This window comes from Stenotrophomonas sp. Marseille-Q5258 (assembly GCF_946900935.1).
GTDB lineage: Bacteria > Pseudomonadota > Gammaproteobacteria > Xanthomonadales > Xanthomonadaceae > Stenotrophomonas > Stenotrophomonas nematodicola.
Map to the genome: position 1 here is coordinate 121,186 of NZ_CAMPPN010000014.1, position 24,375 is coordinate 145,560.

At 66.9% G+C, this 24,375-nt stretch carries 20 protein-coding genes; 11 read left to right on the forward strand and 9 right to left on the reverse strand.

Annotated elements, in window-relative coordinates; genetic code table 11:
* Positions 1-195 precede the first annotated feature (195 nt).
* Positions 196-1,155: a cysteine synthase A gene (cysK, locus tag OC534_RS11200; RefSeq protein WP_136002998.1), complete on the reverse strand. Its 960-nt coding sequence runs from the start codon at positions 1,153-1,155 to the stop codon at positions 196-198.
* A gap of 248 nt (positions 1,156-1,403) precedes the next feature.
* Between cysK and OC534_RS11205 the strand changes: the two genes are divergently transcribed.
* From OC534_RS11205 to OC534_RS11235, 7 genes are all read left to right on the forward strand, one after another.
* A complete protein-coding gene (locus OC534_RS11205) occupies positions 1,404-2,387 on the forward strand; it encodes a LysR family transcriptional regulator (protein WP_017356573.1) in 984 nt (327 codons plus the stop codon).
* A gap of 150 nt (positions 2,388-2,537) precedes the next feature.
* Entirely contained in the window at positions 2,538-2,957 is a 420-nt protein-coding gene (locus OC534_RS11210) for a hypothetical protein (protein WP_037591436.1), read from the forward strand.
* Positions 2,958-3,033: 76 nt separating this feature from the next.
* Positions 3,034-5,094 carry a TonB-dependent copper receptor gene (locus OC534_RS11215; protein ID WP_262071801.1) on the forward strand — a complete coding sequence of 687 codons (2,061 nt, stop codon included), beginning with the start codon at positions 3,034-3,036 and terminating at the stop codon, positions 5,092-5,094.
* A gap of 221 nt (positions 5,095-5,315) precedes the next feature.
* Entirely contained in the window at positions 5,316-6,419 is a 1,104-nt protein-coding gene (locus OC534_RS11220) for an efflux RND transporter periplasmic adaptor subunit (protein ID WP_136003002.1), read from the forward strand.
* Positions 6,416-9,541, forward strand: a complete 3,126-nt coding sequence (locus tag OC534_RS11225; RefSeq protein WP_262071802.1) for an efflux RND transporter permease subunit — start codon at positions 6,416-6,418, stop codon at positions 9,539-9,541. The genes OC534_RS11220 and OC534_RS11225 overlap by 4 nt, the downstream gene beginning before the upstream one ends.
* 142 nt (positions 9,542-9,683) lie before the next feature.
* Positions 9,684-11,201: an alanine/glycine:cation symporter family protein gene (locus OC534_RS11230; RefSeq protein WP_136003004.1), complete on the forward strand. Its 1,518-nt coding sequence runs from the start codon at positions 9,684-9,686 to the stop codon at positions 11,199-11,201.
* Positions 11,194-12,033 (forward strand): TrmH family RNA methyltransferase, encoded by an 840-nt coding sequence (locus OC534_RS11235; RefSeq protein WP_136003005.1) that lies wholly within the window; start codon positions 11,194-11,196, stop codon positions 12,031-12,033. The genes OC534_RS11230 and OC534_RS11235 overlap by 8 nt, the downstream gene beginning before the upstream one ends.
* A gap of 320 nt (positions 12,034-12,353) precedes the next feature.
* On the opposite strand, the gene OC534_RS11240 is transcribed toward OC534_RS11235, so the two are convergent.
* The 4 genes from OC534_RS11240 to OC534_RS11255 all read right to left on the reverse strand — a co-directional run bounded on the left by OC534_RS11240 (position 12,354) and on the right by OC534_RS11255 (position 15,505).
* Positions 12,354-13,769 carry a M28 family peptidase gene (locus tag OC534_RS11240; RefSeq protein ID WP_262071803.1) on the reverse strand — a complete coding sequence of 472 codons (1,416 nt, stop codon included), beginning with the start codon at positions 13,767-13,769 and terminating at the stop codon, positions 12,354-12,356.
* 167 nt (positions 13,770-13,936) lie between these two features.
* Entirely contained in the window at positions 13,937-14,341 is a 405-nt protein-coding gene (mscL, locus tag OC534_RS11245; RefSeq protein WP_017356191.1) for a large-conductance mechanosensitive channel protein MscL, read from the reverse strand.
* 55 nt (positions 14,342-14,396) lie between these two features.
* Positions 14,397-15,104: a fumarylacetoacetate hydrolase family protein gene (locus tag OC534_RS11250; protein WP_136003007.1), complete on the reverse strand. Its 708-nt coding sequence runs from the start codon at positions 15,102-15,104 to the stop codon at positions 14,397-14,399.
* A 125-nt stretch (positions 15,105-15,229) separates the two neighbouring features.
* Complete coding sequence (locus tag OC534_RS11255) at positions 15,230-15,505, reverse strand: hypothetical protein (RefSeq protein ID WP_017356189.1); 276 nt, start codon at positions 15,503-15,505, stop codon at positions 15,230-15,232.
* 177 nt (positions 15,506-15,682) lie between these two features.
* On the opposite strand from OC534_RS11255, the gene OC534_RS11260 reads away from it, so the two are divergent.
* Positions 15,683-16,030: a Rieske 2Fe-2S domain-containing protein gene (locus OC534_RS11260; protein ID WP_017356188.1), complete on the forward strand. Its 348-nt coding sequence runs from the start codon at positions 15,683-15,685 to the stop codon at positions 16,028-16,030.
* Here the strand turns inward: OC534_RS11260 and OC534_RS11265 are convergent, their stop codons facing one another.
* From OC534_RS11265 to thiS, 4 genes are all read right to left on the reverse strand, one after another.
* Entirely contained in the window at positions 16,031-17,878 is a 1,848-nt protein-coding gene (locus OC534_RS11265) for an SLC13 family permease (protein WP_017356187.1), read from the reverse strand.
* A 27-nt stretch (positions 17,879-17,905) separates the two neighbouring features.
* The gene (gene trmB, locus OC534_RS11270) at positions 17,906-18,640 is read right to left on the reverse strand and encodes a tRNA (guanosine(46)-N7)-methyltransferase TrmB (RefSeq protein WP_017356186.1); all 735 of its coding nucleotides are present in this window, start codon (positions 18,638-18,640) and stop codon (positions 17,906-17,908) included.
* On the reverse strand, positions 18,640-19,434 hold the full coding sequence (locus OC534_RS11275) for a thiazole synthase (protein WP_017356185.1): 795 nt from the start codon (positions 19,432-19,434) through the stop codon (positions 18,640-18,642). Before OC534_RS11275 ends, trmB begins: the two co-directional genes overlap by 1 nt.
* 64 nt (positions 19,435-19,498) lie before the next feature.
* Positions 19,499-19,699, reverse strand: coding sequence for a sulfur carrier protein ThiS (thiS, locus tag OC534_RS11280; protein ID WP_017356184.1), 201 nt, complete (start codon positions 19,697-19,699; stop codon positions 19,499-19,501).
* A 204-nt stretch (positions 19,700-19,903) separates the two neighbouring features.
* On the opposite strand from thiS, the gene OC534_RS11285 reads away from it, so the two are divergent.
* From OC534_RS11285 to OC534_RS11295, 3 genes are all read left to right on the forward strand, one after another.
* The gene (locus OC534_RS11285; protein ID WP_017356183.1) at positions 19,904-21,733 is read left to right on the forward strand and encodes an autotransporter domain-containing esterase; all 1,830 of its coding nucleotides are present in this window, start codon (positions 19,904-19,906) and stop codon (positions 21,731-21,733) included.
* Between the two features lie 154 nt (positions 21,734-21,887).
* Positions 21,888-23,174 (forward strand): site-specific integrase, encoded by a 1,287-nt coding sequence (locus tag OC534_RS11290; RefSeq protein ID WP_262071804.1) that lies wholly within the window; start codon positions 21,888-21,890, stop codon positions 23,172-23,174.
* Complete coding sequence (locus OC534_RS11295; protein WP_262071805.1) at positions 23,152-24,321, forward strand: hypothetical protein; 1,170 nt, start codon at positions 23,152-23,154, stop codon at positions 24,319-24,321. Before OC534_RS11290 ends, OC534_RS11295 begins: the two co-directional genes overlap by 23 nt.
* The last annotated feature ends 54 nt before the right edge of the window (positions 24,322-24,375 follow it).

Sequence of the window (24,375 nt, forward strand, 5' to 3'; positions counted from 1 at the left end):
TCCTGCACAGTAACGGGCAGGGCATCTAGGCTGCGTCATCGTCGTCTCAGGCAGTGCGACCCGGTGTTGCGCTGCCCGATGCCGACACCATGCGGTGCGCCGGCTTCACGGCAGATGAAGGCGCCGCAGCTGCGATGAATACGACGACGCCCACCGTGGGGTGGGCGTCGGGTGGCTACCGGGACAACGTGGGGATCAAGGCAGACCGGCCAGCCAGTCGTCGTCGGAGCCTTCGTTGATGTCGGCGAACAGCGGGGTGGAGAAGTAGCGTTCGCCGGTATCGGGCAGCATCGCCAGGATCACGCTGCCCGGTTCGGCGCGTGCGGCGATGTCCAGCGCGCTGGCCACCGTGGCGCCGGCGGAGATGCCGACGAAGAGGCCCTCCTCGGCCGCCAGGCGGCGCGCGGTCTCGATGGCGCGGGCATCGTCGACGGTCAGCAGCTCGTCGTAGACGCTGCGGTTGAGCACCTCCGGCACGAAATCCGGGGTCCAGCCCTGGATCTTGTGCGGCTTCCACTCGTCGCCCTTGAGCAGGGCCGCACCCTGCGGCTCGGTGGCGATGATGCGGGTGTCCGGGCGGGCCACTTTGAGCACTTCACCCACGCCGGTCAGGGTGCCGCCCGTGCCCCAGCCGGTGACGAAGTAGTCCAGCCGCCTGCCGGCGAAGTCACGCAGGATCTCCGGCGCGGTGGTGTTGCGGTGGTAGGCCGGGTTGGCCGGATTGGCGAACTGGCTGGCCAGGAACCAGCCGTGTTCCTCGGCCAGTTCCTTCGCGCGGCGGACCATGCCCGAGCCGCGTTCGGCGGCCGGGGTCAGGATCACCTTGGCGCCGTAGGCACGCATCAGCTTGCGGCGTTCGATCGAGAAGGTTTCCACCATCGTCGCCACGAACTTGTAGCCGCGCGCGGCGGCCACCATCGCCAGGGCCACGCCCGTGTTGCCCGACGTGGCCTCGACGATGGTGTCCCCGGGCTTGAGCAGGCCCCGCGCCTCGGCATCCAGCACGATCGCCAGCGCCAGCCGGTCCTTGACCGAGCCACCGGGGTTGAATGCCTCGACCTTGGCGTACAGGGTCACGTGGTCGGGGGCCAGGCGATGCAGACGCACCACCGGGGTGTTGCCGATGGTGTCCAGAATGGAGTTGTACAGCGTCATGGGAAGCTCCAGAGCGGTTCGGTGCCGCCCGGTGGCCGTGCGGCGGGGGAGTCGGGCGCCGGATCGCGGTGGCGCCGGCCCGGCGCGGCCGCAGGGGCGTCTCCGGGTGTACCGGCAGACCGTAGCGCCGGCATATGACGCCGGGAAATGACCTGATACCCTTCTTAAACAACGTTTGGTTATAAGCGGGTGATGGCAATTGCCCTACAGTCGGATTGCCTCCTTTCCGCCAGCGGCACCGCACGCCCATGACGCTCACCCAACTCCGTTACCTGGTGGCCATCGCCGACGCCGAGCTGAACATCACGCTGGCGGCCTCGCGCGTGCACGCCACCCAGCCCGGCCTGTCCAAGCAGCTCAAACAGCTGGAGGACGAGCTTGGCTTCCTGCTCTTCGTGCGCAAGGGCCGCAGCCTGGAAGCGGTGACGCCGGCCGGCGTCGAGGTGATCGGCCGCGCCCGGGCGGTGCTGTCCGAGGCCAACAACATCCGCACCTATGCGGCCAACCAGCGCCGCGAGAGCCAGGGCCAGCTGATCCTCACCACCACCCACACCCAGGCGCGTTTCGTGCTGCCGCCGGCGGTGGCGCGGATCAAACAGGCCTACCCGCAGGTCAGCGTGCATCTGCAGCAGGCCGCCGAAAGCGATGCGCTGGACCTGCTGAGCCAGGGCGATGCGGACATCGCGATCATTTCCACGGCCGGGGCCGAGCCCAGTGCCGGCATCGCCATTCCGCTGTACCGCTGGCGTCGGCTGGTGCTGGTGCCGCGCGGGCACGCGCTTGACCGTCCCGGCGCCGCGCCGGACCTGCAGGCGCTCGCCACCCATCCGCTGATCAGCTACGAATCGTCCACCCGGGGCAGCTCGTCCCTGCAGCGGGCCTTCGCCAGCGCCGGGCTGACCCCGGACATCGCCTTGACCGCGCTCGACGCGGATCTGATCAAGACCTACGTCCGCACCGGTCTGGGCGTGGGCCTGCTGGCGGAGATGGCGGTCAATGCCAGTGATGAGGACCTGCGCGCCTGGCCCGCCCCGGCGCCGATCGACGAGTGCATCGCCTGGGCCGTCCTGCCGCGCGACCGTGTGCTGCGCGACTACGCGCTGGAGCTGGTGCACGTGCTCGCTCCGCAGATCGATACCCGCGACCTGCGCCGTGTGATCGACGGCAACCAGGAGGCCAACTGGCCGCTGCCGCCCACCTGGGAGTCGCTGACCCAGACCATCACCGTGTGATCGGTGAGGGCCGACCCGGGCGTCGGCACGAGTGCCTGCGACGGTTCGTCGCACGGCCAACCCTGGAGCGCGGTCTACACTGATGCGGTGAACCGTCGTCGCCGCCCGTACGCCTTCTTTCTGCAGCTCGCTTTCGTGGCGACCCTGCTGATGGCGCTGGCGCCGCTGGTGAGCCGCTGGCAGCAGGCCCATGCCGATGCGCCGGTGATGGCGATGCCGATGGGCATGGCCCATCCGCCGCCGATCGCTGCCGCCGTCGATCCCCATGCCGGCCACGCAATGGCCGGCCACGCGATGCCCGGCCACGACATGGCCACCCACGCCCCGCACGGCGACGCCCATGCCACCCCGGCCACGCCGGTTGTGCCACCGCTGGGCGAACACGCCGGGCATGGCGAGGCGTGCGAGTACTGCATGATGGCCTCACGGCTGATGCCGTGGCTGGCGGTGCTGGTGCTGTTGCTGCCGGCACTGCCGGTCATCGCGCCGCGTGTCCTGCGTGCGGTCGCCGCCCCGCGGAGCCTGCGCTGGCCCGCGCATGCGGCCCGCGGCCCGCCGTTGAACGCCTGAGATCCATCCTCTCTCTCTTCCTGCTGCGCGACGCCGTGATGGCGCCGCGCGCCTGTGCGTTTTCCGGAGTTCCACCATGATCGCTTCTTCCCGCAGCGCGGGCGCATCGACGCGCCTGTCTGTTTCCCTGTCCCTTGCGCTGGCCGCACTGCCACTGCACGCCGCCGAGCGCGATACCGCCCGCACCCTGGACACCCTGGTGGTCACCGCCAGTGCGCCGTCCTCGCCGCTGCACTGGGTCACCGACCCCCGGCTGCCACGCCAGCCGGTGCCGGCCAGCGACGGTGCCGACTACCTCAAGACCGTTCCCGGCTTCTCGGCCATCCGCAACGGCGGTACCAACGGCGACCCGGTGCTGCGCGGCATGTTCGGTTCGCGCCTGAACATCGTCAGCAACGAGGGCAACCTGATCGGTGCGTGCCCGTCGCGGATGGACAATCCGCTGTCCTACATCGCGCCGGAAACCTTCGACCGGCTGACCATCATCAAGGGCCCGCAGAGTGTGCGTTGGGGCGCCGGGGCATCGGCCGGCACGGTGCGCTTCGAGCGCGACACGCCGCGCTTCGATACGCCGGGGATCGATGTGGATGCCAGCGCGCTGGTCGGCTCGCGCAATCGCAATGACCAGGTGCTTGATCTCACCGCCGGCGCCAGCGCGGGCTATGTGCGGGTCAACGGCAACCGCTCCGAAGCGGACGACTACACCGATGGCGACGGCAACGTGGTGCCGTCGAAGTGGCGCAAATGGAACAGCGACGTCGCCATCGGCTGGACGCCCGATGCCGACACCGTGCTCGAACTGTCGGCCGGCACCGGCGACGCGATCGCGCGGTACGCCGGGCGCGGCATGGACGGGGCGGCGTTCAAGCGCACCAGCTACGCGGCCCGCTTCGAGAAGGACAACCTGCCCGGCGCGTGGGACAGGCTGCAGGCCAACGTCTACTACAACGACGCCGACCACGTGATGGACAACTACACGCTGCGCACGCCGAACCCGGACAGCAGCATGCCGATGCCGATGGGCTCCAACGTCGACCGGCGCACTACCGGTGGCCGCATCGCCTCGGAATGGCGCTGGCAGGACATCGCCATCGTTGCCGGCATCGATGCGCAGGACAGCCGCCATCGCAGCCGCAACGCGATGGGCCGCAACACCTACCGGCTGCAGCCCTGGCGCATCGATGCACGCCTGGATACGCGCGGCGCGTTCACCGAGATCACCCTCGGCGAAGGCACCACGCAGCGCTGGCTTGGCGGCCTGCGCATCGACCGGGCGGAGGTCACCGACAAACGCGCCACCACCGGCATGATGGGCATGCCCAATCCCACCGCCGGGCAGACCCGCCGCGAGGACCTGGGCAGCGGCTTCCTGCGCATCGAGCGCGACATCGCGCCGGCGCTGACCTGGTACGCCGGCATCGGCCACAGCGAGCGCATGCCGGACTACTGGGAACTGTTCTCGCCGGACATGGGGCCGATGCACGCGCCGAACGCGTTCGCCGGCATCCAGCCGGAGAAGACCACCCAGCTCGACCTCGGCCTGCAGTACCGCAGCGAGCGCCTGGAGGCGTGGGTGTCGGCATATGCGGGCCGGGTGCAGGACTACATCCTGTTCACCTACCACGAGGGCGGCATGATGGGCAGCATGGCCCAGGCCGGCAACATCGATGCGCGCATCGCCGGTGCCGAAGCCGGTGCGGACGTGCGGCTGGGTGAACGCTGGAAGCTCGGCGGCACGCTGGCCTACGCCTGGGGCGAGAACCGCACCAACGGCGGCGCACTGCCGCAGATGCCGCCGCTGGAAGCCCGGCTCAGCGCCAACTGGGAAGGCGAGCGCTGGAGCGTTGGCGCGCTGGGCCGGGCGGTGACCCGCCAGCACCGTGTGGCGGTGGGGCAGGGCAATGTGGTCGCCCGCGACCTCGGCCCCAGCGCGGGCTTCGCCACGCTGGCGCTCAACGCCGGCTACCGGCTCAGCGATGCACTGCGGCTCAGCGCCGGCATCGACAACCTGTTCGACCGTGCCTACAGCGAGCACCTGAATCTGGCCGGCAGTGCCGACTTCGGCTTCCCGGCCGATCCGGTCCGCATCAATGAGCCGGGCCGCACCGCCTGGATGAAGGTGAACTACCGCTACTGAGTACGTGAAGGGGGGGCGCTGAGCGCCCCCCTTCCGGAGGGTCCAGCGACGCAAATCGACACGCGCTGACACACGCCGTTACATGCGTGGCAAGCCCCAGCACGAAAGGCGTTGCGCCTGTCATCGACCGATGTGAAGCCCGTGGTAAACGCTTGGCACATATGTCTTGACACAGCCCGTGGCTACACTTGCCGGTCGTGGAACATCCGGGATTTTTCTTCATGTTGGGACGCATCACCGCGCGCATCGCCGTTGGCCTCGGGCTGGCCTTCCTGGCCGGCTGTGGCAGCAAAGACGAGGCCGCACGCCGGCAGGCCGACGCCGTGCCGGTGACGGCCCAGGTGGTGCAGCCCTCGGCATGGAGCGACACGCTGCAGGCGCTGGGCACCGCCAAGGCGCGCGAGTCGGTGACGATCACCGCCAAAGTCAGCGAGATCATCGAAACGGTGCACTTCGAGAGCGGGCAGCAGGTCAACGCCGGCGCACCGCTGGTGACCCTGCGCGGCCAGGCCCAGGAAGCGGCCCTGCTGCAGGCGCAGGCGACCTTCGCCGAAGCCGACCAGCTGTACAGGCGCCAGCGCGAACTGGCTGCCCAGCAACTGGTGGCCAGCGCGACGCTGGATACCCAGCGCGCCATCCGCGATGCCGCCGAGGCACGTGTGCGTGAAATGCAGTCGGACATCGGCGACCGCCGGGTGCGTGCGCCCTTCGCCGGCGTGCTCGGCATCCGCCAGGTCAGCGCCGGCTCACTGGTGACGCCGTCCACCACCATCGCCACGCTGGATGACATCGAGCGGATGCACGTGGACTTCCAGGTGCCGGAGGCCGAACTGGCCTCGCTGACCACCGGCGACAAGGTCAGCGCCACCAGCGTGGCCTATCCCGGCCGCACGTTCGACGGCGAGGTGGCCACCATCGACACCCGTGTCGATCCGGGCACCCGTGCGGTCACCGTGCGCGCGGACTTCATCAATGCCGATCATGCGCTGCGTCCCGGCATGCTGCTGGACGTGCGCATGTTCAGACCGGAACGCCAGGCCCTGGTGATTCCGGAAATCGCCGTGGTCCAGGTCGGCCGCGACGCCTTCGTGTACCGGGTCAAGGCCGACCAGAGCGTGGAGCGTACCGATGTGACCACCGGCGCCCGCCGCGCCGGCGTGGTCGAGATCCGCAGCGGCATCCAGGCCGGCGACCGCATCGTGGTGGACGGCACCGGCAAGCTTCGCCCCGGCCTTAAGGTGCAGGCGCACGACGCCGCGCCGGCCACCGCTCCTGCCCCGGTGGCGGCACCGGTACCGGCCGCACGGACGGGCGCCGGCGGATGAAACTCTCCGACGTCTCCATCCAGCGCCCGGTATTTGCCGTGGTGATGAGCCTGCTGCTCGTCGTGCTGGGCATCATGTCGTTCACCCGCCTGACGCTGCGCGAGCTGCCGGCCATCGATCCGCCGATCGTGTCGGTGTCGGTGGACTACACCGGCGCCTCCGCGGCGGTGATCGAAAGCCGCATCACCCAGGTGCTGGAAGACGCACTCGCCGGCATCGAGGGCATCGACACCATCAACGCGCGCAGTTCCAACGGCCGCGCGCAGGTCAGCATCGAGTTCACCTCCAACCGCGACATCGAAGCGGCCGCCAATGACGTCCGCGACGCGGTCAGCCGGGTCGCCGACCGCATGCCCGAAGAGGCGCGGCCACCGGAGATCGCGAAGGTCGAAAGCGACGCCGACCCCATCATCTGGCTCAACATGAGCTCGACCACGATGGACACGCTGGAACTGAGCGACTATGCCGACCGCTACGTGGTTGACCGCTTCTCCAGCCTGGACGGCGTGGCGCAGGTGCGTATCGGCGGCCGCCAGCGCTATGCGATGCGGATCTGGCTGGACCGCGACCAGCTCGCCGCGCGCGGCCTGACCGTGGGCGATGTCGAAACCGCGCTGCGCAACGAGAACGTGGAGCTGCCGGCGGGGCGGATTGAATCGGCTGACCGCGATTTCACCCTGCGCGTGGAACGCAACTACGTCAAACCCGAGGACTTTGCCGGCATTCCGCTGGGCAAGGGCGCCGACGGTTACGTGGTACGCATGGGCGATGTGGCCAGGATCGAGCTGGCCTCGTCCGAACGCCGCGCCTATTACCGCAGCAATGGCGAGCCCAACATCGGCCTGGGCATCGTCAAGACCTCCACCGCCAATGCGCTGGACGTGGCACGCGAGGCCCGCGAGGAAGCCGAACGCATCGGCAGCACGCTGCCGCAGGGTACGCGGATCTTCGTCGCCTTCGACAACACCACCTTCATCGAAGCGGCGGTGGACCGCGTGTACGCCACGCTGGTCGAGGCGATGCTGCTGGTGCTGGCGGTGATCTGGCTGTTCCTCGGCAGCTTCCGCGCCGCACTGATTCCCGCCGTGACGGTGCCGGTGTGCCTGGTGGCCGCCTTCATCGCGCTGTACGCCTTCGGCTTCTCGATCAACCTGCTCACCCTGCTGGCGCTGGTGCTGTGTATCGGCCTGGTGGTGGATGACGCCATCGTGGTGGTGGAGAACGTCCAGCGCCGCATCGATCTCGGCGAACCGCCCCTGGTCGCCTCCAAACGCGGTACCGCGCAGGTCGCCTTCGCGGTGATCGCCACCACGGCGGTGCTGGTGGCCGTGTTCCTGCCGGTCGGCTTCCTTGAAGGCAACACCGGCCGCCTGTTCCGCGAACTGGCCGTGGCGCTCGCGGCGGCCGTGGCGTTGTCCGCGTTCGTGTCGCTGACGCTGACCCCGATGATGGCCTCCAAGCTGCTCAAGCCGCATGCCGGCCAGCCGCCGCGCGGCCTGCATGGGGTGATCAACCGCAACCTGGACCGCCTGTCGGCCGCGTACGGCCGGGTGCTTGACGCCCATGTCGGGCGCACCTGGATCTACATCGTGGTGATGGTGCTGTCGCTGCTGGCCAGCGCGGCGCTGCTGAAGCTGCTGCCATCCGAGCTGGCGCCGGCCGAAGACCGCGGCTCGTTCCAGATCATGATCGATGGCCCCGAAGGTGCCGGCTTCGACTACACGGTCGGCCAGGTCCAGCAGGTGGAGAAGATCGTGTCCGGCTTCGTCGGCGAGGACAAGCCGATCGTGCGCGCCAATCCGCGTGTGCCCGGCGGCTTCGGCGCCAGCGAGGAAATGCACACCGGCCGCATCAGCGTGTTCCTGCAGCCGTGGCGCCAGCGCGATGTATCCACGCCCGATGTGGCGGCCGATCTGCAGACCCACCTCAACGACCTGCGCGGCGTGCGCGTGCGTACCCAGGTCGGTGGCGGCCTGGTGCGCAGCCAGGGCCAGCCGTTCCAGATCGTCCTCGGCGGCCCCGAGTATGCCGAGATCGCCCAGTGGCGCGACCGCATGCTGCTGCGCATGGCCGACAACCCCGGTCTGGTCGGCGCCGATTCGGACTACAAGGAAACCCGCCCGCAGATGCGGGTCAACATCAACCGCCAGCGTGCGGCCGACCTGGGCGTGCCGGTCACCGCGATCGGTGGCGCGCTGGAAACCATGATGGGCTCGCGGCGTGTCACCACCTTCGTCGACAACGGCGAAGAGTACGACGTGCTGGTCCAGGCGGGCCGCGACGGGCGTGCCTCGCCGGACGATCTGGCCGCCATCCGCGTGCGTGCCGCCAACGGCGAGCTGATCCCGCTGTCCAATCTGGTCACGCTCAGCGAAGTGGCCGAGGCCGGCAACCTCAACCGCTTCAACCGGCTGCGCTCGATCACCATCAGCGCCGGCCTGGCGCCGGGCTATCCGCTGGGCGAGGCCATCGCCTGGGCCCAGCAGACCGCCCGCGAGGAACTGCCGCAGCATGCGCAGATCGACTGGAAGGGCGAGTCGCGCGAGTACCAGAACGCCGGCAGCGCGGTGCTGCTGACCTTCGCGATGGCGCTGCTGGTGGTGTACCTGGTGCTGGCCGCCCAGTTCGAGAGCTTCATCCACCCGCTGGTGATCATGCTGACTGTGCCGCTGGGCGTGCTCGGCGCGCTGCTGGGGCTGTACGTCAGCGGCGGCACGATCAATCTGTTCAGTCAGATCGGCATCGTGATGCTGGTCGGCCTGGCCGCCAAGAACGGCATCCTGATCGTGGAGTTCGCCAACCAGCTCCGTGACGAGGGCCGCGACGTGCACCAGGCCATCGTCGAATCGGCGATGGTGCGCCTGCGCCCGATCCTGATGACCTCCATCGCCACCGTGGTCGGCGCGATCCCGCTGGTGGTCGCCGGCGGGCCCGGTTCGGCCAGCCGCGGCACCATCGGCATCGTGGTGATCTTCGGCGTCACCGTCTCCACCTTCCTGTCCCTGTTCGTGGTGCCCGCGTTCTACTCGCTGCTGGCCCCCTACACGCGTTCACCCGAAGCGGTGGCGCGCGAGCTGGCCAGGCAGGAGGCGGACACCCCGTCCGTGGGCGGGCACGCCTGAGGCATCGGCGCGGCCTGCGGGCCGCGCCCACCGCCCATTCATCGAAATTGCCACTACGCAGGCCGGCGCGGATCGTGGAGAATCAACCCGGTCCTCCCAGCCGACGGGGACGTTCCTTTTTTCCGCCGACTGGAGAGAGCGCGTGGAAGCAGCTGTACATTTCATCAATGGCATCATCTGGAGCAAGGCACTGATCTTCGTGTGCCTGGCCGCTGGCCTGTTCTTCAGTGTCCGCACCCGGTTCATGCAGATCCGCGGGTTCTTCGAGATGTGTCGCCTGACCGTCCGGGGCGAGAAGTCCGACGCAGGCGTGTCGTCGTTCCAGGCGCTGGCCATGTCGATGGCCGGGCGCATGGGCATCGGCAACATCGCCGGCGTGGCCACCGCGATCGCCTTCGGTGGCCCCGGTGCGATCTTCTGGATGTGGGTGATGGGCTTCCTTGGCGCATCGACCTCCTACGTCGAGTGCACCCTGGCGCAGATCTACAAGACCAAGGATGCCGAAGGCCGCTACCGCGGCGGTCCGGCCTATTACATCGAAAAAGCGATGGGCCTGAAGTGGTACGCGCTGGCCTTCGCCGGCGCCACGATCATCGCTGCCGGCTTCCTGATGCCGGGCGTGCAGGCCAATGCGATCGCCGACAGCATCATCAATGCCTGCCGCGGCGGTGCGCTGTGCGGGCCGCTGGACGGCCAGGTGATGGGCATGGAATCGGCGCAGGCGCTGAAGCTTGGCATCGGTATCGTGGTGTCGCTGCTGCTGGGCGTGGTGATCTTCGGCGGCGTCAAGCGCATCGCCAACTTCGCCGAAGTGGTGGTGCCGTTCATGGCCGCCGGGTTCATCCTGATGGCCATCGCCATCATGATCATCAACTACGACCGCGTGCCGGACATGTTCGGCATCATCTTCAACAGCGCCTTCGGTACCCATGCCGCGTTCGGCGCGATGATGGGCCTGGCGGTGGAGTGGGGCATCAAGCGCGGCATCTATGCCAACGAGGCGGGCCAGGGTTCCGGGCCGCATGCCGCCGCGGCCTCGGAGGTCTCGCACCCCGCCAAGCAGGGGTACGTGCAGGCCTTCGCGATCTACTTCGACACCATGATGGTGTGCACGGCCACTGCGTTCCTGATCCTGGCCAGCGGCACCTACAACGTGTACTCGCCGGTGGCCGGTGCCGAGCCGATCTTCCAGGGCCTGGCCGGTATCCCGGAAGGTGCCGGGTATGCGCAGGCGGGCGTGGAAGCGGTGCTGCCGGGGTGGGGGGCGTCGTTCGTGTCGGTGGCGATCTTCTTCTTCGCCTTCACCACGATCATGGCCTATTACTACATGGCCGAGACCAACCTCAGCTACATCAACCACAACCGCAAGCGCCCGGCCACCGTGCTGCTGCTGCGTCTGGGCATCATCGGCATGGTGGTGTTCGGTGCGTTCCACAACGCCACGCTGGCGTGGGCGCTGGGCGACATCGGCGTGGGCCTGATGGCCTGGTTGAACATCATTGCCATCCTGATCGTGCAGAAGCCGGCCATGCTGGCCCTGCGCGATTACGAACGACAGAAGAAGCTCGGCCTCGACCCGATCTTCGACCCCGATGCCCTGGGCATCAAGAACGCCGACTTCTGGCGTCAACGCAAGCTGGAGCAGTCCCGTAGTGAATGATCCCTGGAAAAATGCCCGCCGCCCGTCGGCGCGACCGCCGCGGGCCACCCCGCTGCCGCCGCGCGAGCAGGGCGGCAGCCCGCCGCCGCCGGGCCGTGGCAATGACGAACTGCGTCTGTACGGCTGGAACGCCGTGCAGGCGCTGTTCGAGCGCCGCCCACAGGCGCTGCGCAAGCTGTACCTGGCCGAGTCGCTGATTCCGCGCCTGCAGCCGATGCTGAAGTGGTGCGTGGCCAACCGCGTCGGCTACCGCGTGGTGGAGGAGGGCGATCTCAACAAGCTCGCCGCGACCACCCACCACGAAGGCGTCGTCGCCGATGTGGTGCGTGCGCCGATGCTGTCCCTGGCCGAGTGGCTGGACACGCTGCCGACGAGCGGCCCGGTGCTGGCACTGTGGCTGGACGGGGTGGGCAACCCACACAACTTCGGCGCGATTCTGCGCTCGGCCGCGCACTTTGGCGTGGCCGGCCTGCTGTTGCCGCCGGGTGCGACGCTGGCGCTGTCCGGTGCCGCCGCACGCGTGGCCGAAGGCGGCGCCGAAGCGGTGCCGCTGGTACGCCTGCCGGAGCTGCCGCAGGCGATGTCGCAGCTGCGTGCTGCCGGCTTCGGGCTGGCGGCGACGCTGGTGGACGGCGGCGACAACCTGTTCGCGGCCGCGCTGCCCGAGCGCCTGGTGTATGTCATGGGGGCCGAAGGCGAGGGCATGGACCGCGACCTCGCGCAGGACTGCGATCTGCAGGTCTCCATTCCCGGCAGTGGCGCCGTGGAAAGCCTCAACGTGGCCTCGGCCACGGCGGTGCTGCTGTCGCATTGGTACGGCCGCAAGGGGTGATCGCGGCACCTGTTTTACGGGTAGCGCACACGAGCGCGCCGCTCCATGTTGTGATCGGTTCCACCGAACTGGCTGTGACTACATTCGATTCGGACTTTTCGCATGGTGAAGTGGATTCCATTCCACGCACAGTGTGACGGCGGTGCTGCGTTGCGTAGGTGAGGAGAGACACCCACCCAGCGCGGCGATCCGCTTGTCCGGACGTACGTAAGACTGCGGCATTCACCGCGTGGGGTGTGATGCAATCCCGGTAGCCCGACCGTTCGCGGTCGGGCTTTTTTTTTTGAGGTGCGGCGAGCATGGGCCGCCGCACCGGGCCGTCACTCGTTCGGCGGCGTGGTCGGCTTGGCTTCGCTGCCGAAACTGCCGTCGGCCTCGGCCGCGAGGTAGGCAAAGACGGTATAGGCGGCTACGTTCTGCGCCAGCGCGGCCGGGTCGATCTTGTCCAGCGTGTCGTCGGCGGTGTGATGCAGGTGGAAGTAGTCGCTGCCGTCCTGCGCCAGCCAGGCCCATGCACCGCCCTTGGCGGCCAGCGGACCGACGTCCGGGCCCGGGCCGCCCTTGTCCGGCGCATACTCGATGCCCAGCGGCTTGAGCACCTCGGCGATCTGCCGGGTCGCCTCACGCGACTCGGCCGGGTTCGGTGAGCCGGTGTTGAACGCGTAGATGCGGCCGGCGCCGAAATCGCTTTCGGCGGCGAGCTGGTGCCGGATCACGTCCTTGGCGTGCGCCTCCGCATAGGCCTTGCCGCCGTACAGACCCTGTTCCTCGTTGGCGAAGGCCACCACGCGGATGGTGCGCTTCGGTGCCTGCTTGAGCTGGCCGATCAGGTGGCCGGCGGCCATCGTGATGCCCACGCCGGCGCCATCATCGACCGCGCCGGTGCCCAGGTCCCAGGAATCGAGGTGGCCACCGATCACCACCACTTCCTTGGGCAGGCTGCGACCGGTGATCTCGCCGATCACGTTGTACGAGGTGGCCTTGCCATCCCAGCCGCAGTCCAGGCTGATCTTGAGCGTGGTCGGGCCAAGCGCGAGCAGGCGCGCCAGCTGGTTGGCGTCGGGCACCGACAAGGCGGCCGCCGGTACCGGCGTCAGGCCGTCGTCGAAGCGGGTGATGCCGGTATGCGGCACGCGGTGTGAATCGGTGCCCGCCGAGCGCATCACAAAGCCGATCGCTCCCTTGCGGATCGCCTCGGAGGGCCCCTTGCTGCGCACTGCGCCGCCATTGCCGTAGTCGCGGCCATCGCGGTACGCGGTCATCTGGTAATCAACGAAGGCGATCTTGCCGGTGAGCGAGCCGGCCGGTGCCGCCTGAAGGGCGGCCAGGTCGGCGAAGCGCACCACCTCGGCCTCGACCGTGCCGCCCGGGCTGCCGCCCAGTGCGGTGATGGTCAGCGGCTGGGCGTGCGTGCCGGTCACTTCGGCGTGCTCGCTGCGGCGCTCCCACTTGGGGAAGGTGACCGGCTCGGTCCACACCTTGTCAAAGCCCAACGCCTTGAATTTGGCCACCGCCCAGGCCACCGCGCGCGCGTCGGCCTCGCTGCCGGCGATGCGCGGCCCGATCTCGGTAGTGAGCGACTCCACGACCTTCCAGCCGGTGTCGTCCTTCAGCGCCTGCTCGCGCAGCTCGGCGGCGGTGGCCAGCGACGCGGGCGGCAAAGTCGTCGGCGCGGCGAAGGCGGGCCCTGCCAGCAGGGCAAGGGTGGATGCGATGGCAAGAACGCGGCGACGCATGGACGAACTCCGGAAACGGGGCGGAAGCATCCGAGCTTAGCAGCCTGCCGGCCCGGCACATGGGCGGGAGGTCATGGTCCGGCGGACGCTGCTTGCCCTACGCGAAAGCCCCGCCGGAGCGGGGCTTTCGGATGCCGGTCGGTGCCAGCCGTTGGCCGGCGTGCGGCTTACTTTTTCAGGGTGTCGCGGATCTCGCGCAGCAGCAGCACTTCTTCGGCCGGCGCGGCCGGGGCGGCTTCCTTCTTGCGGGCCAGGCGATTGATCACCTTCACCACCAGGAAGATCGCAAAGGCCACGATCACGAACTGCACCAGCGTGTTGAGGAAATCGCCGTAGCCGATCACCACTGCGGGAATTTCCTTGCCGTCCGCTCCCGGTCGTGCCGGGGCCAAGGTCCAGGCCAACTGCGAGAAATCCACCCGCCCGATCAGCCAGCCCAGCGGCGGCATGATGATCTTGTCCACCAGTGCGGTGACGATCTTGCCGAACGCGGCACCGATGACGACACCAACCGCCAGGTCGATGACGTTGCCACGCATGGCGAATTCCTTGAACTCGGTAATCATTCCCATCGGGTTCTCCTGTCGCGGGGGGATCAAAGGACGCCGCAGCGTAACGCAGCGGTTGTCATCCGGCGATGACGCCGTGGCGTTCGGCCACATTCTCCAGGCGCGCGCTGAAACGATCGCCGGGGTGCAGCGCGGCCACACCCGCAGGCGTGCCCATGAACACCAGATCGCCCGCACGCAGCGCCCACAGTTTGGACAGCTCGTGCAGGATTTCCGGCACGTTCCAGATCATCTGGTCCAGCAGCGACTGCTGGCGCACCTCACCGTTGATTTCCAGCGACAGATTGAGCGCGGCAAGATCGCCCACTTCACCGGCCGGCACCAGTTCGCTCACCGGGGCGGAGTGATCGAAGCCCTTGGCGCTGTCCCAGGGGTGGCCCTTGGCCTTGGCGGCCGCCTGCAGGTCGCGACGGGTCAGGTCCAGGCCGACGCCATAGCCGAACACCAGCGCCTCGGCCTGTTCCACCGGCAGCACGCCTGCCGGCGCATCGCGGCCGATGGCCACCACCAGTTCCACCTCGTGGTGCAGGTCGCTGGTGGCCGGCGGGTAGGGGATCACATCATCGTGGCCGACCACGATCGCGTCGGCCGGCTTGCTGAAGAACATCGGGCGGCCGCGGTCGTCGGCGGCCGGCACGGCTGCCCCCATCTCACGCGCATGGTCGGCGAAATTGCGGCCCACACAGTAGATGCGACGCACCGGGAACGTTCCGCCGCCGGCAACCGGAATGCGCGGCGGCACGGGCGTGGGGATTACATCGGTCATGCTCGCGTCCTGTCATGGAAGGGTCGCGGCAGTCTAGATCGTGCGTGCACGACGTGCCATGCCAAGCGTGGCACGTCGACAGCGTCAGGGCAGGGCAGGCCCGCAGGTGCGGGCCGTGCAGCGGATCAGCGCGACAGCGGCAGGGCCGGCTTGCGCACCACGCGATACTCACCGTCCATCACCTGCGACGGGGCCGGGCGAGCGCTCTTGCGCTGGGCAAGCAGCTTCCACGCCACGCCGGCGATGATCATCGCCGCACCGACGAACACGCCCACGAACACCAATGCGGCCAGGATCGCCAGGCCCAGCAGGCCGACCGCAACGCGCACCAACGGGTGACGCGGCTTGCGCGGGGCAAACAGGGAGCGGAACTGGTTGAACTGGAAGAAGCGGCTGTACATGGCGGTTTTCTTGGCTGAAGTCAGCGAGTGCTGAGTATCTGCGGTGGCCACTGTCATTGAGTGAAAAAGTCGTTAAGCGTAGCGTTCAACTGTTTCAGATCAATGACTTGGGTTCATGCAGGAGCCAGCGACATGACGACGTGAGACACTGGCCGCCTTTCGTGGTCACGATCCGACATGCCTGAACTGCATTCCCCCGACACCGCCCTGATTGCCCTGGACGCCATTGCCGACGCCGGCTTCGCCGAAGTGGAGGCCTGCATCGACGGCGACGCCGAATCGGTGGTGCTGTACCGCGACGGCGCGCAGGTGCGCGGCTGGCTGAACATCTGCCCGCACGCGGGTCGCCGGCTCGACTGGGCGCCGGGACAGTTCCTCAGGAGCCGCGAGGGGCATCTGGTGTGCGCCGCGCACGGGGCTTCGTTCTCGCTGGACACCGGCGACTGCGTGGCCGGCCCCTGTCGTGGCGATCACCTGCGCGCGGTGCCGCTGCAGGTGCGCGACGGCCAGGTGTGGCTGGCCTGATCAGAACATCAGGTTGATCATCACCACCACCACGATGGTATAGATCAACGACAGCGGCGCGCCCACCCGCCACAGCTCGCGCGGTGTGTAGTTGGCCGGGCCGGTGATCATCGAAATCACCGGATTGGAGGCGGTCATCAGGTTGTTGGACGCCGACAATGCCACGATCAGTGCGAATGCGGTGGGATTGCCACCGGCAGCCAGCGCCAGGTTGACCGCGATCGGCACCATCACGATGGTGGCCCCGACATGGCTGATCACCAGTGAGAACACGGTGGTCAGCAGCGCCAGCGCGATCTCGAGCACCCACACCGGAATACCGGTGGGCAGGCGGTCAATGGTGTGCCCGGCAACCCAGGCGGCCGCACCGCTGCTGTCCATCGCCCAGCCGAGCGGGATCAGCCCGGCCATCATGAACACGGTTTTCCAGTTGATCGCAGCGTAGGCCTCGTCCATGCGCAGCACGCCGGTGAGCAGCATGCCGGCCACGCCGGTCATCAGGGTCAGCGCCACCGGCAGCTTGGAAGTCAGCGCGATGAGGATGGTGAGGGCGAAGATCGCCATCGCCATCTTGAACTTGTGCGGGCGCTGCTCGCCCTTGGGATAGTCGGTGACCACCACGAAGTCGCGGCTCTTGGCGGCCTGCGCCAGGTCGGTCCAGATGCTGTGGAACACCAGCATGTCGCCGGCCCGCAATGCGACGTTGCGGACGTCCTCGCGGATCACCTGCTTGTCGCGGTTGATCGCCAGCAGGCTGATGCCGCGCTGCTTGCGCAGGCGCAGGTCCGAGGCGCTCTTGCCGATCACATCCGAGGTGGGCGGCACCACTGCTTCGGAGATGCCGGCGCGGCTGGGATTGAACAGATCGCCCAGGTGCTTGAGGCGCGAGGACATGCGCAGGAACTGGTTCTGCGCGAAATCGCTGACCTGCTGGCGGGCGCCCATCACCCCGAGGACGCTTCCCACCCAGATGCGCATCTCCGCCGGCGGGGCCAGGCGGGTGTCGTTGCCCGTCTTCAGGGCCAGCAGCAGCGGGGCGTCGTGCACGTTCTCCGCTTCACCCAGAGTCATGCCGACCAGCGGGCTTTCGGCGGTGACCACCAGCTCGAACACGTCGCCTTCGATGCCGTAGGTCTTGGCGAAGTAGCTGTCCGTGCGCGCCGGGGTCACGCCGTCGTTGGCCAGCGATTCCTCTTCGACCAGCTTGCGGTCGCCGTAATAGCGGAAGTACAGCAGCGAGGCGATCAGCAGCGCCACGCCGATCGGCAGCGGCGCGAACATGCGCAGCGGTTCGATGGTGGCCAGGCCGGAGGGCAGATTGTTGTTGGCCGAAGCCAGCAGATCGTTGAGCAGGATCAGCGGCGAGTTGCCGACCATCGTCAGCGCGCCGCCCATCACGATTGCCGCCGAGATCGGCAGCAGCAGCCGCTGCAGGGTCAGCCCGGTGCGTGCGGCCAGGCGCGAGGCCACCGGCAGGTACAGCGCCATCACCGAGGGGTTCTGCATGAACGAGGAGTTCAACCCGGCGATCGCGGTGGTCATCATCAGCAGACGCTGCTCGACGCCGTGGCCGCGGCGCAGCAGCCAGGCGGCCAGCCGGTTCAGTGCGCCGGTCCGGTCCAGGCCCGCGCCTAGGATGGTGGTGGCGATGATGCTCATCACCGCGTTGCCGGAGAAGCCGCCGAAGATCTCCTCCGGCGCGATCAGGCCGGTCACGCCCAGCACCACCAGCACCACCAGTGCCACCACGTCGGCGCGGATGCGCTCGAACAGGAACATCGCCATCGTGAAGCCGACCAGCCCGAGTACGAGCTTCATGTCCGTGGTCAGCGTCAGCGCGGTATCCATGAGGTGGCGCGGTTCCTTGGGCTCGGGTCAGGTACGGTCGTACAGCAGGTCCCACACCCCGTGGCCGAGCTTCTGGCCGCGGGTCTCGAAGTGGGTCTGCGGGCGCCATTCGGGACGGTCGACCTGGCCGCGCGGACCGGCCCGGTTGCTCAGCCCGGCCGTGGCGTCGAGCACGTCCCACATCTGCTCGGCGTAGTCTTCCCAGTCGGTGGCGCAGTGCAGGCGGCCGCCGACGCGCAGCTTGCGCACCAGCAGGTCGGCGAACGCCGGCTGGATCAGCCGGCGCTTGTTGTGGCGCTTCTTGTGCCACGGGTCGGGGAAATAGATGCGCACTTCATCCAGCGCGCCATCGGCGATTTCCTTCTCCAGCACTTCCACCGCATCGTGGTGGTACAGGCGCACGTGGTCGGCGTTGTCGTCGGCCAGCGCATTGAGCAGGCGGCCCACACCCGGCGCGTGCACTTCCAGCCCGATGTAGTCGCGGCTCGGGTCCTGCTGGGCGGCAAAGCGCAGCGCGGCGCCGTTGCCGAAGCCGATCTCCAGCACCTTGGGTGCATCGCGCCCGAAGGTGGCGTCCAGATCGCGGGGCTCACCGGTGAAGTCCAGCCCGAAGCGCGGCCAGCGGTCGTCGAACGCGCGCTGCTGGGCCGGCGTGAACCGGCCCTGGCGAAGCACGAAGCTGCGCACCTCGCGGCGGCCTTCGGTGACGGTGAAGGGCTTGGGCGGCGCCTTGGCGCCGGCGCTGTCAAAGGGATTGGTCATCAGGCGATCAACCCATCCACCGGCGAGGACGCACTCGCGTAACGCCTGCGCGGGATGCGCCCGGCCAGGAACGCCTCGCGGCCGGCCTCGACCGCCTTGCGCATCGCGCTGGCCATCAGCACCGGGTTGCGTGCGCCGGCAATGGCGGTGTTCATCAGCACGCCGTCGCAGCCCAGTTCCATCGCGATCGCCGCGTCGGAGGCGGTGCCCACGCCGGCATCGACAATGATCGGCACCTTGGCGTTCTCGATGATTTCCAGCAGGTTGTACTTGTTCTGGATGCCCAGCCCCGAGCCGATCGGCGCGGCCAGCGGCATCACCGCAGCGCAGCCGATCTCTTCCAGGCGCTTGGCCAGGAGCGGGTCGTCGGAGGTGTAGACCATCACCTCGAAGCCGTCCTTGACCAGTTGTTCGGCGGCCTTGAGGGTCTGTACCACGTCCGGGTACAGGGTCTTCTGGTCGCCCAGCACTTCCAGCTTGGTCAGGTTGTGGCCGTCCAGCAGCTCGCGCGCCAGACGGCAGGTGCGCACCGCGTCGTCCGCGGTGTAGCAGCCGGCGGTGTTGGGCAGGAGGGTGAAGCGGTCCGGCGGCAGCACGTCGAGCAGGTTCGGCTCGCCCGGGTTCTGCCCGATGTTGGTGCGGCGGATCGCCACGGTCACGATCTGCGCGCCCGCGGCCTCGGTGGCTGCACGGGTCTGGTCCAGATCCCTGAACTTTCCGGTGCCGGTCAGCAGGCGGGAGGCATAGGTCTTGCCGGCGATGACCAGCGAGTCGGAGGGGGCATGTACGTTCATCGCCGAATTATCGCCTATCGCGCGTGACCCTGCTGGCCCGGCGTGCGGCCGCTGGACAGCGTGCTCAGCCGCCGCCCAGCGCGTGCACGATCTCGACCACGTCGCCGTCCTGCAGCACGTGCCCGGCATGGCGGCTGCGGGTGATGATCTGGCCATTGACCTCTACCGCCACGCGGCGCTCGGCCAGGTGTTCGGTCTGAAGCAGGTCCAGGACGGTGGCAGTGTGCGGAAGCTGGCGGGATTCGCCGTTGAGCTGGATGTTCATGTCGTTATTGTCCCCCAATGAGGGGCAAGTGCGTACCCTTGCCGGCCCTGTGCGCGGTGCCGGGATGCAGGCCCCTCAAGGGTATGCGGCCGGCGCGCGGGACTTCATGCGGCGGCGCAGCGTGAAGTCGCCGAAGCGCAGTGAAACCATTGTCACCGTGCGCTGGCGTATGCCGCCGGCCTCCCACCTCTCAAGGAGCTTTACATGCTGATCAGCAAGCGCCCCCTGCGTTCCCTGATGGCAGTCGCCATCGCGCTGGCCGCCGTGCCTGCAATGGCGCAGTCCCCGTACTCCCGCACCGTGTTCATCGGCGACAGCCTGACCGATGCCGGCTACTTCCGTCCGCTGCTGCCCGCCAGCGTGCAGCCGGTCACCGGCCAGTTCACCACCAACCCGGGCTGGACCTACGCCCAGTACGTGTCCAACTACTACGGCACCAATGGCGCGGCACACGGCAACGGCCAGGGCGGCGACAACTACGCCATCGGCGGCGCGCGCGTCGGTGTGGATGTCAGCCAGAGCCTGGCACCGGGGACCCCGGCCATTCCGGTCTACTCGCTGAAGACCCAGACCGCGCAGTACCTGGCCGCCAACGGCGGCAAGGCCGACGCCAATGCCCTGTACACCGTGTGGGGCGGCGCCAACGACATCTTCGCGATCCAGGGCGGTGCACCGCTGCAGGCCACCCTGGGTGCGGCAGTCACCGACCAGGTCGGCATCGTCGCCACCCTGAAGGGCGCCGGCGCGCAGTACATTGTGGTCCCGACCCTGCCGGACATCGGCCTGACCCCGGCCGCCCGTGCCGGCGGCGCCGTCGGCATGGCGCAGGGCACCGCTCTGGCCAAGGCCTACAACGATGCGCTGTTCGGTGGCCTGAAGGCCGCCGGCCTGCAGGTGATCCCGGTCGACACCTTCCACATCCTGCAGGAAATCGTCGCCAGCCCGGCCGCCTACGGTTTCATCAACGTGACCAGCCCGGCGTGCACCACGGCCTCGTCGCTGACCTGCAACCCGACCTCGTACGCCAACCCGGACGCAGCCAACAACTACGTGTTCGCCGACGGCGTGCATCCGACCTCGGCCACCCACGCCATGCTGGGCGCCTACACGCTGTCCATCCTGGAAGCGCCGCGCCTGCAGCAGATCCTGACCCACTCGGCACAGACCGTGGGCCGTTCGCGCGCCGACCAGGTCAGCATGCACCTCGGCGGCCGCCCGGCCGACGGCCTGAGCTGGTGGGGCAACCTGCGCGGTGACATGCAGCGCTACGCCCATGCCGACCTGTACGACGGCATGGCCCCGGCCGGCCTGTTCGGTGTGGATTGGGCGCGTGATGGCATGGTTGCCGGCGGCTTCGCCGGTTACGGCCGCATGGATGCCGACTTCGGCAACAGCCAGGGCGACTTCACCCAGTCCGACACCACCGTGGGTCTGTTCGCCGGCTGGTACGGCGAGCGCGCCTGGGTCAACGGCCAGGTCAGCTACAGCTGGCTGGACTACGACGTCACCCGCAAGCTGCACCTCGGCCCGGCCACTCGCGAGCACAAGGGGTCGCCGGAAGGCAGCAACCTGACCGCCGCGCTGAATGCCGGTTACGAGTTCGGCAACGAAGGTGGCTTCCGCCACGGCCCGGTGGCCGCGGTGATCTGGCAGAAGGTCAAGCTGGACGGCTACACCGAAAGCAACGTCAGCGCCTCGGCGCTGGGCTACGGCGACCAGGACCTGGATTCCACCGTCGGCCGCGTTGGCTGGCAGGCACGCTTCGACGGCGGCAACGTCAAGCCGTACCTGCAGGTCACCTACGACCACGAGTTCGAGGACGGCAAGCAGGCCAGCGCCTGGCTGCAGACGATGCCGGACGTGGGCATGTACAAGGTGCCGGGTCTGGAGTTCGACAAGGACTACGCCACCGCAGTGATGGGCGCCCGCATGACCCTGTTCGGCCTGAACAGCAATGTCGGCATCAGCACCACCACGCTGCAGAAGCGCGCCCGCGACGCGACCGTGTTCGCCAGCTTCAGCGGCAGCTTCTAGACGTCACCTCCCTAAAACTGTTTACAAAGGTAAACCTAAAGCCCTGTTAATTCAGGGCTTTTTGTTTTTGGCAACCGATGGATTAGGTCATGCAAACGAACCTATAGTGATGACCAACGCGGAGTTGTGGGGAAGATCAGTGTCAACGGAGACAGTGTCCATTCGAATCCTCAGCAACGGCGAGCGCATGCCCGTACTGATGGACCATCAAGGAGTGCCACTCTTCTATCCGACGCTGTTTGTCACTTCCCAGCTTCGCAACGCGGGTGCAGCTGTCAACACCATGCGCAACAAACTTGAAGACATTCGGGTTCTTTTAAGGTGGGAGTTGCTGCAACAGCGTTCGCTAATACGAGAAATTCAGGACAGCAAATGGCTAACGCTTCCCGATGTGGCTGCCCTTCGTGACTTCGCAATGCTCGATATGCGTGTAGCGAAGCAGGATAAGCGGAGGCAAAAAAAGGAAGGATGGCGCTCTGCTCACGGCATAGGGAATGCGTGCCTGCCACGCGCGATAGTAGGCGTGCAGCAGCACTACAACCGCCTAACTACCATTGCTGAGTACCTGGAATTTGTGGGTCGTGTTGTTACTCAACACCGCGGATCATCGGCCGCACGCGACGAGATATCTCGAATGGGGAAGTCTATTCGAGCGCATCGCCCACGGGGAGTGACCCTGCGAACAGGCTGCCGGACAATCCGAGACCATTGCGCGCTGAAAGAGACCATTGAAAGGTTCATGCAAGTTGGCAGTGAAAACCACGAAGCCAATCCATTTGGTCGGAGCGATGTTCGACTAAGAAACGCCTTAATTTTTGGCATCTTGAGATGCACGGGGATGCGTCGCGGTGAGCTGCTCAGCCTTCGAATTGACCAGCTTGATCTCGGGCACAATCCGATCATCTGGGTTAGACGAAATCACGATGATAGGTACGACTCGAGGCGGAATCAGCCAGTTGCAAAAACGATGGAGCGTCCTCTTTCCATTGCGATAGAGGTGGCAGAAATGCTGCAGAGATACATCATGGAAGTGCGAGCGTCCATAGCTCCAGCCCGCAAGCATCCTTACTTGCTGGTGGTACACAAGAAGGGTCAATCGTACGGCCAGCCACTCTCCATATCGTCTCTAACCAGTAAGATTTTCGGTCGAATGGCCGCAGTAGATCCAGCATTCTCCGCTATCCATCCACACGTATTTCGCCATAACTTTAACTATGAACTGTCCGTGGCTATCGATCGCCACAACAGTCAGGAAAATTGTGGCGCTAAGGTCAGCGAGGCGAGAGAGCTTGATATCCGTGCCTTCCTAAACGGTCACCGAAGCAGAGCCTCGGGTGAAGTTTACAACCAACGAAGAGTTATTGAGCTGGGGAACGCTGCGATGCGACGAATCCACGAAGGGCTTCTGATCAAAAAGGATGGGTCTGACGATGCCTGCTAGGTTGCGGAGGAATTTGGCCGAGCGTTGCACTGCATTCTCGAAGGATGGCTACGCCTTCGAGTTTGCAAGCGAGCGTTGGCGGTTAAACAAAGACGTTTCGATATCGCTTGAGCTTCCCAGCCATGTAAACCACGTTACGCGCATGGGCTTTAGGGCCACCCTGCAGCGATATGCCGAGGAGAAGTCTGCCCGGCACACCGAAAACATGTGTACCAGATTTAAGCGCTTTGTACGTGACACAAAGACCCATATGGTCACCGCAGAAAGCATACTGAACTGGCGCGCCATTCTGGGGTGTGATGCGGAATGGCATCTCGGAGGGCTGAAAGGCTTCCTCATTGCGTGGCACGACTATGGTTTCGACGGAGTTCCGGACTCCGTTGTTGTTGTATTGAACCACCTGCGAATAAAGGGCAACAGAAAAGGGCAGGCTGTGATGAGCGGGTGCCCGCTGTCAGGCCCGCTCACTGACTTGGAGATGGGGGCGGTGCTCGCATGGGCCAATACAGCCGTAGAGAAGGGAAGTATCGCTTTCGGAGACTATGCCTATCTTCTGACCCTGGCAATGACGGCGCGAAGACCCGCGCAGATTGCGGCACTTAAAGGTAAGGATCTAGTCGTGGAAATGGATAAGGGTATGGAAACCTATCGCTTGGAAGTTCCTAGGTGCAAGCAGCGTGGCGGTGTCTTCCGCGCTGAGTCTCGCTCTCTCCTCATCCCAGCAGACCTGTATTCCGTCCTTATGATTCAATGGAGAAACTCCATGGCGGCGCTTGGGAATGCAGTTGGCGGTCGAATTCCGGCAGGTATGGAGGGTGAGGTTCCGCTGTTCCTATCGAGCCTGACGGCAATTGGCGCGAAGCGTGGCGGCCGCCTGGCGGCCCTTGAAGAACATTTTACGCAGGACCGCCTTCACGCCACTACGGCGGACCTGGCCCGGTCCCTCAGTCGAATATCACGAGAACTAACGGCGCGATCGGAACGTACCGGAAAGACAATCAAGTTGTCCGCAACAAGATTTAGATACACGCGAGGTACTAAGCTTCGTCGAGAGGGCTTCGGCCCATATGTAATCCTGATTAGCCCCGACCCTCAGCCGCGAGTCGCAGGGTTTGCGCCGCCTGCGGCACAGCATGGTGCCACTTGAAGCCAACGAGGCGGCGCCATGGGCATCAACCGCGTGCAGTTCCAACCCGGCCTT

Excerpts from the sequence above, each read along its gene's own strand:
- cysK (WP_136002998.1), bottom strand. The coding sequence starts at position 1,155 with ATGACGCTGTACAACTCCATTCTGGACACCATCGGCAACACCCCGGTG.
- OC534_RS11205 (WP_017356573.1), top strand. The coding sequence starts at position 1,404 with ATGACGCTCACCCAACTCCGTTACCTGGTGGCCATCGCCGACGCCGAG.
- OC534_RS11210 (WP_037591436.1), top strand. The coding sequence starts at position 2,538 with ATGGCGCTGGCGCCGCTGGTGAGCCGCTGGCAGCAGGCCCATGCCGAT.
- OC534_RS11215 (WP_262071801.1), top strand. The coding sequence starts at position 3,034 with ATGATCGCTTCTTCCCGCAGCGCGGGCGCATCGACGCGCCTGTCTGTT.
- OC534_RS11220 (WP_136003002.1), top strand. The coding sequence starts at position 5,316 with ATGTTGGGACGCATCACCGCGCGCATCGCCGTTGGCCTCGGGCTGGCC.
- OC534_RS11225 (WP_262071802.1), top strand. The coding sequence starts at position 6,416 with ATGAAACTCTCCGACGTCTCCATCCAGCGCCCGGTATTTGCCGTGGTG.
- OC534_RS11240 (WP_262071803.1), bottom strand. The coding sequence starts at position 13,769 with ATGCGTCGCCGCGTTCTTGCCATCGCATCCACCCTTGCCCTGCTGGCA.
- mscL (WP_017356191.1), bottom strand. The coding sequence starts at position 14,341 with ATGGGAATGATTACCGAGTTCAAGGAATTCGCCATGCGTGGCAACGTC.
- OC534_RS11250 (WP_136003007.1), bottom strand. The coding sequence starts at position 15,104 with ATGACCGATGTAATCCCCACGCCCGTGCCGCCGCGCATTCCGGTTGCC.
- OC534_RS11255 (WP_017356189.1), bottom strand. The coding sequence starts at position 15,505 with ATGTACAGCCGCTTCTTCCAGTTCAACCAGTTCCGCTCCCTGTTTGCC.
- OC534_RS11260 (WP_017356188.1), top strand. The coding sequence starts at position 15,683 with ATGCCTGAACTGCATTCCCCCGACACCGCCCTGATTGCCCTGGACGCC.
- OC534_RS11265 (WP_017356187.1), bottom strand. The coding sequence starts at position 17,878 with ATGGATACCGCGCTGACGCTGACCACGGACATGAAGCTCGTACTCGGG.
- trmB (WP_017356186.1), bottom strand. The coding sequence starts at position 18,640 with ATGACCAATCCCTTTGACAGCGCCGGCGCCAAGGCGCCGCCCAAGCCC.
- OC534_RS11275 (WP_017356185.1), bottom strand. The coding sequence starts at position 19,434 with ATGAACGTACATGCCCCCTCCGACTCGCTGGTCATCGCCGGCAAGACC.
- thiS (WP_017356184.1), bottom strand. The coding sequence starts at position 19,699 with ATGAACATCCAGCTCAACGGCGAATCCCGCCAGCTTCCGCACACTGCC.
- OC534_RS11285 (WP_017356183.1), top strand. The coding sequence starts at position 19,904 with ATGCTGATCAGCAAGCGCCCCCTGCGTTCCCTGATGGCAGTCGCCATC.
- OC534_RS11295 (WP_262071805.1), top strand. The coding sequence starts at position 23,152 with ATGGGTCTGACGATGCCTGCTAGGTTGCGGAGGAATTTGGCCGAGCGT.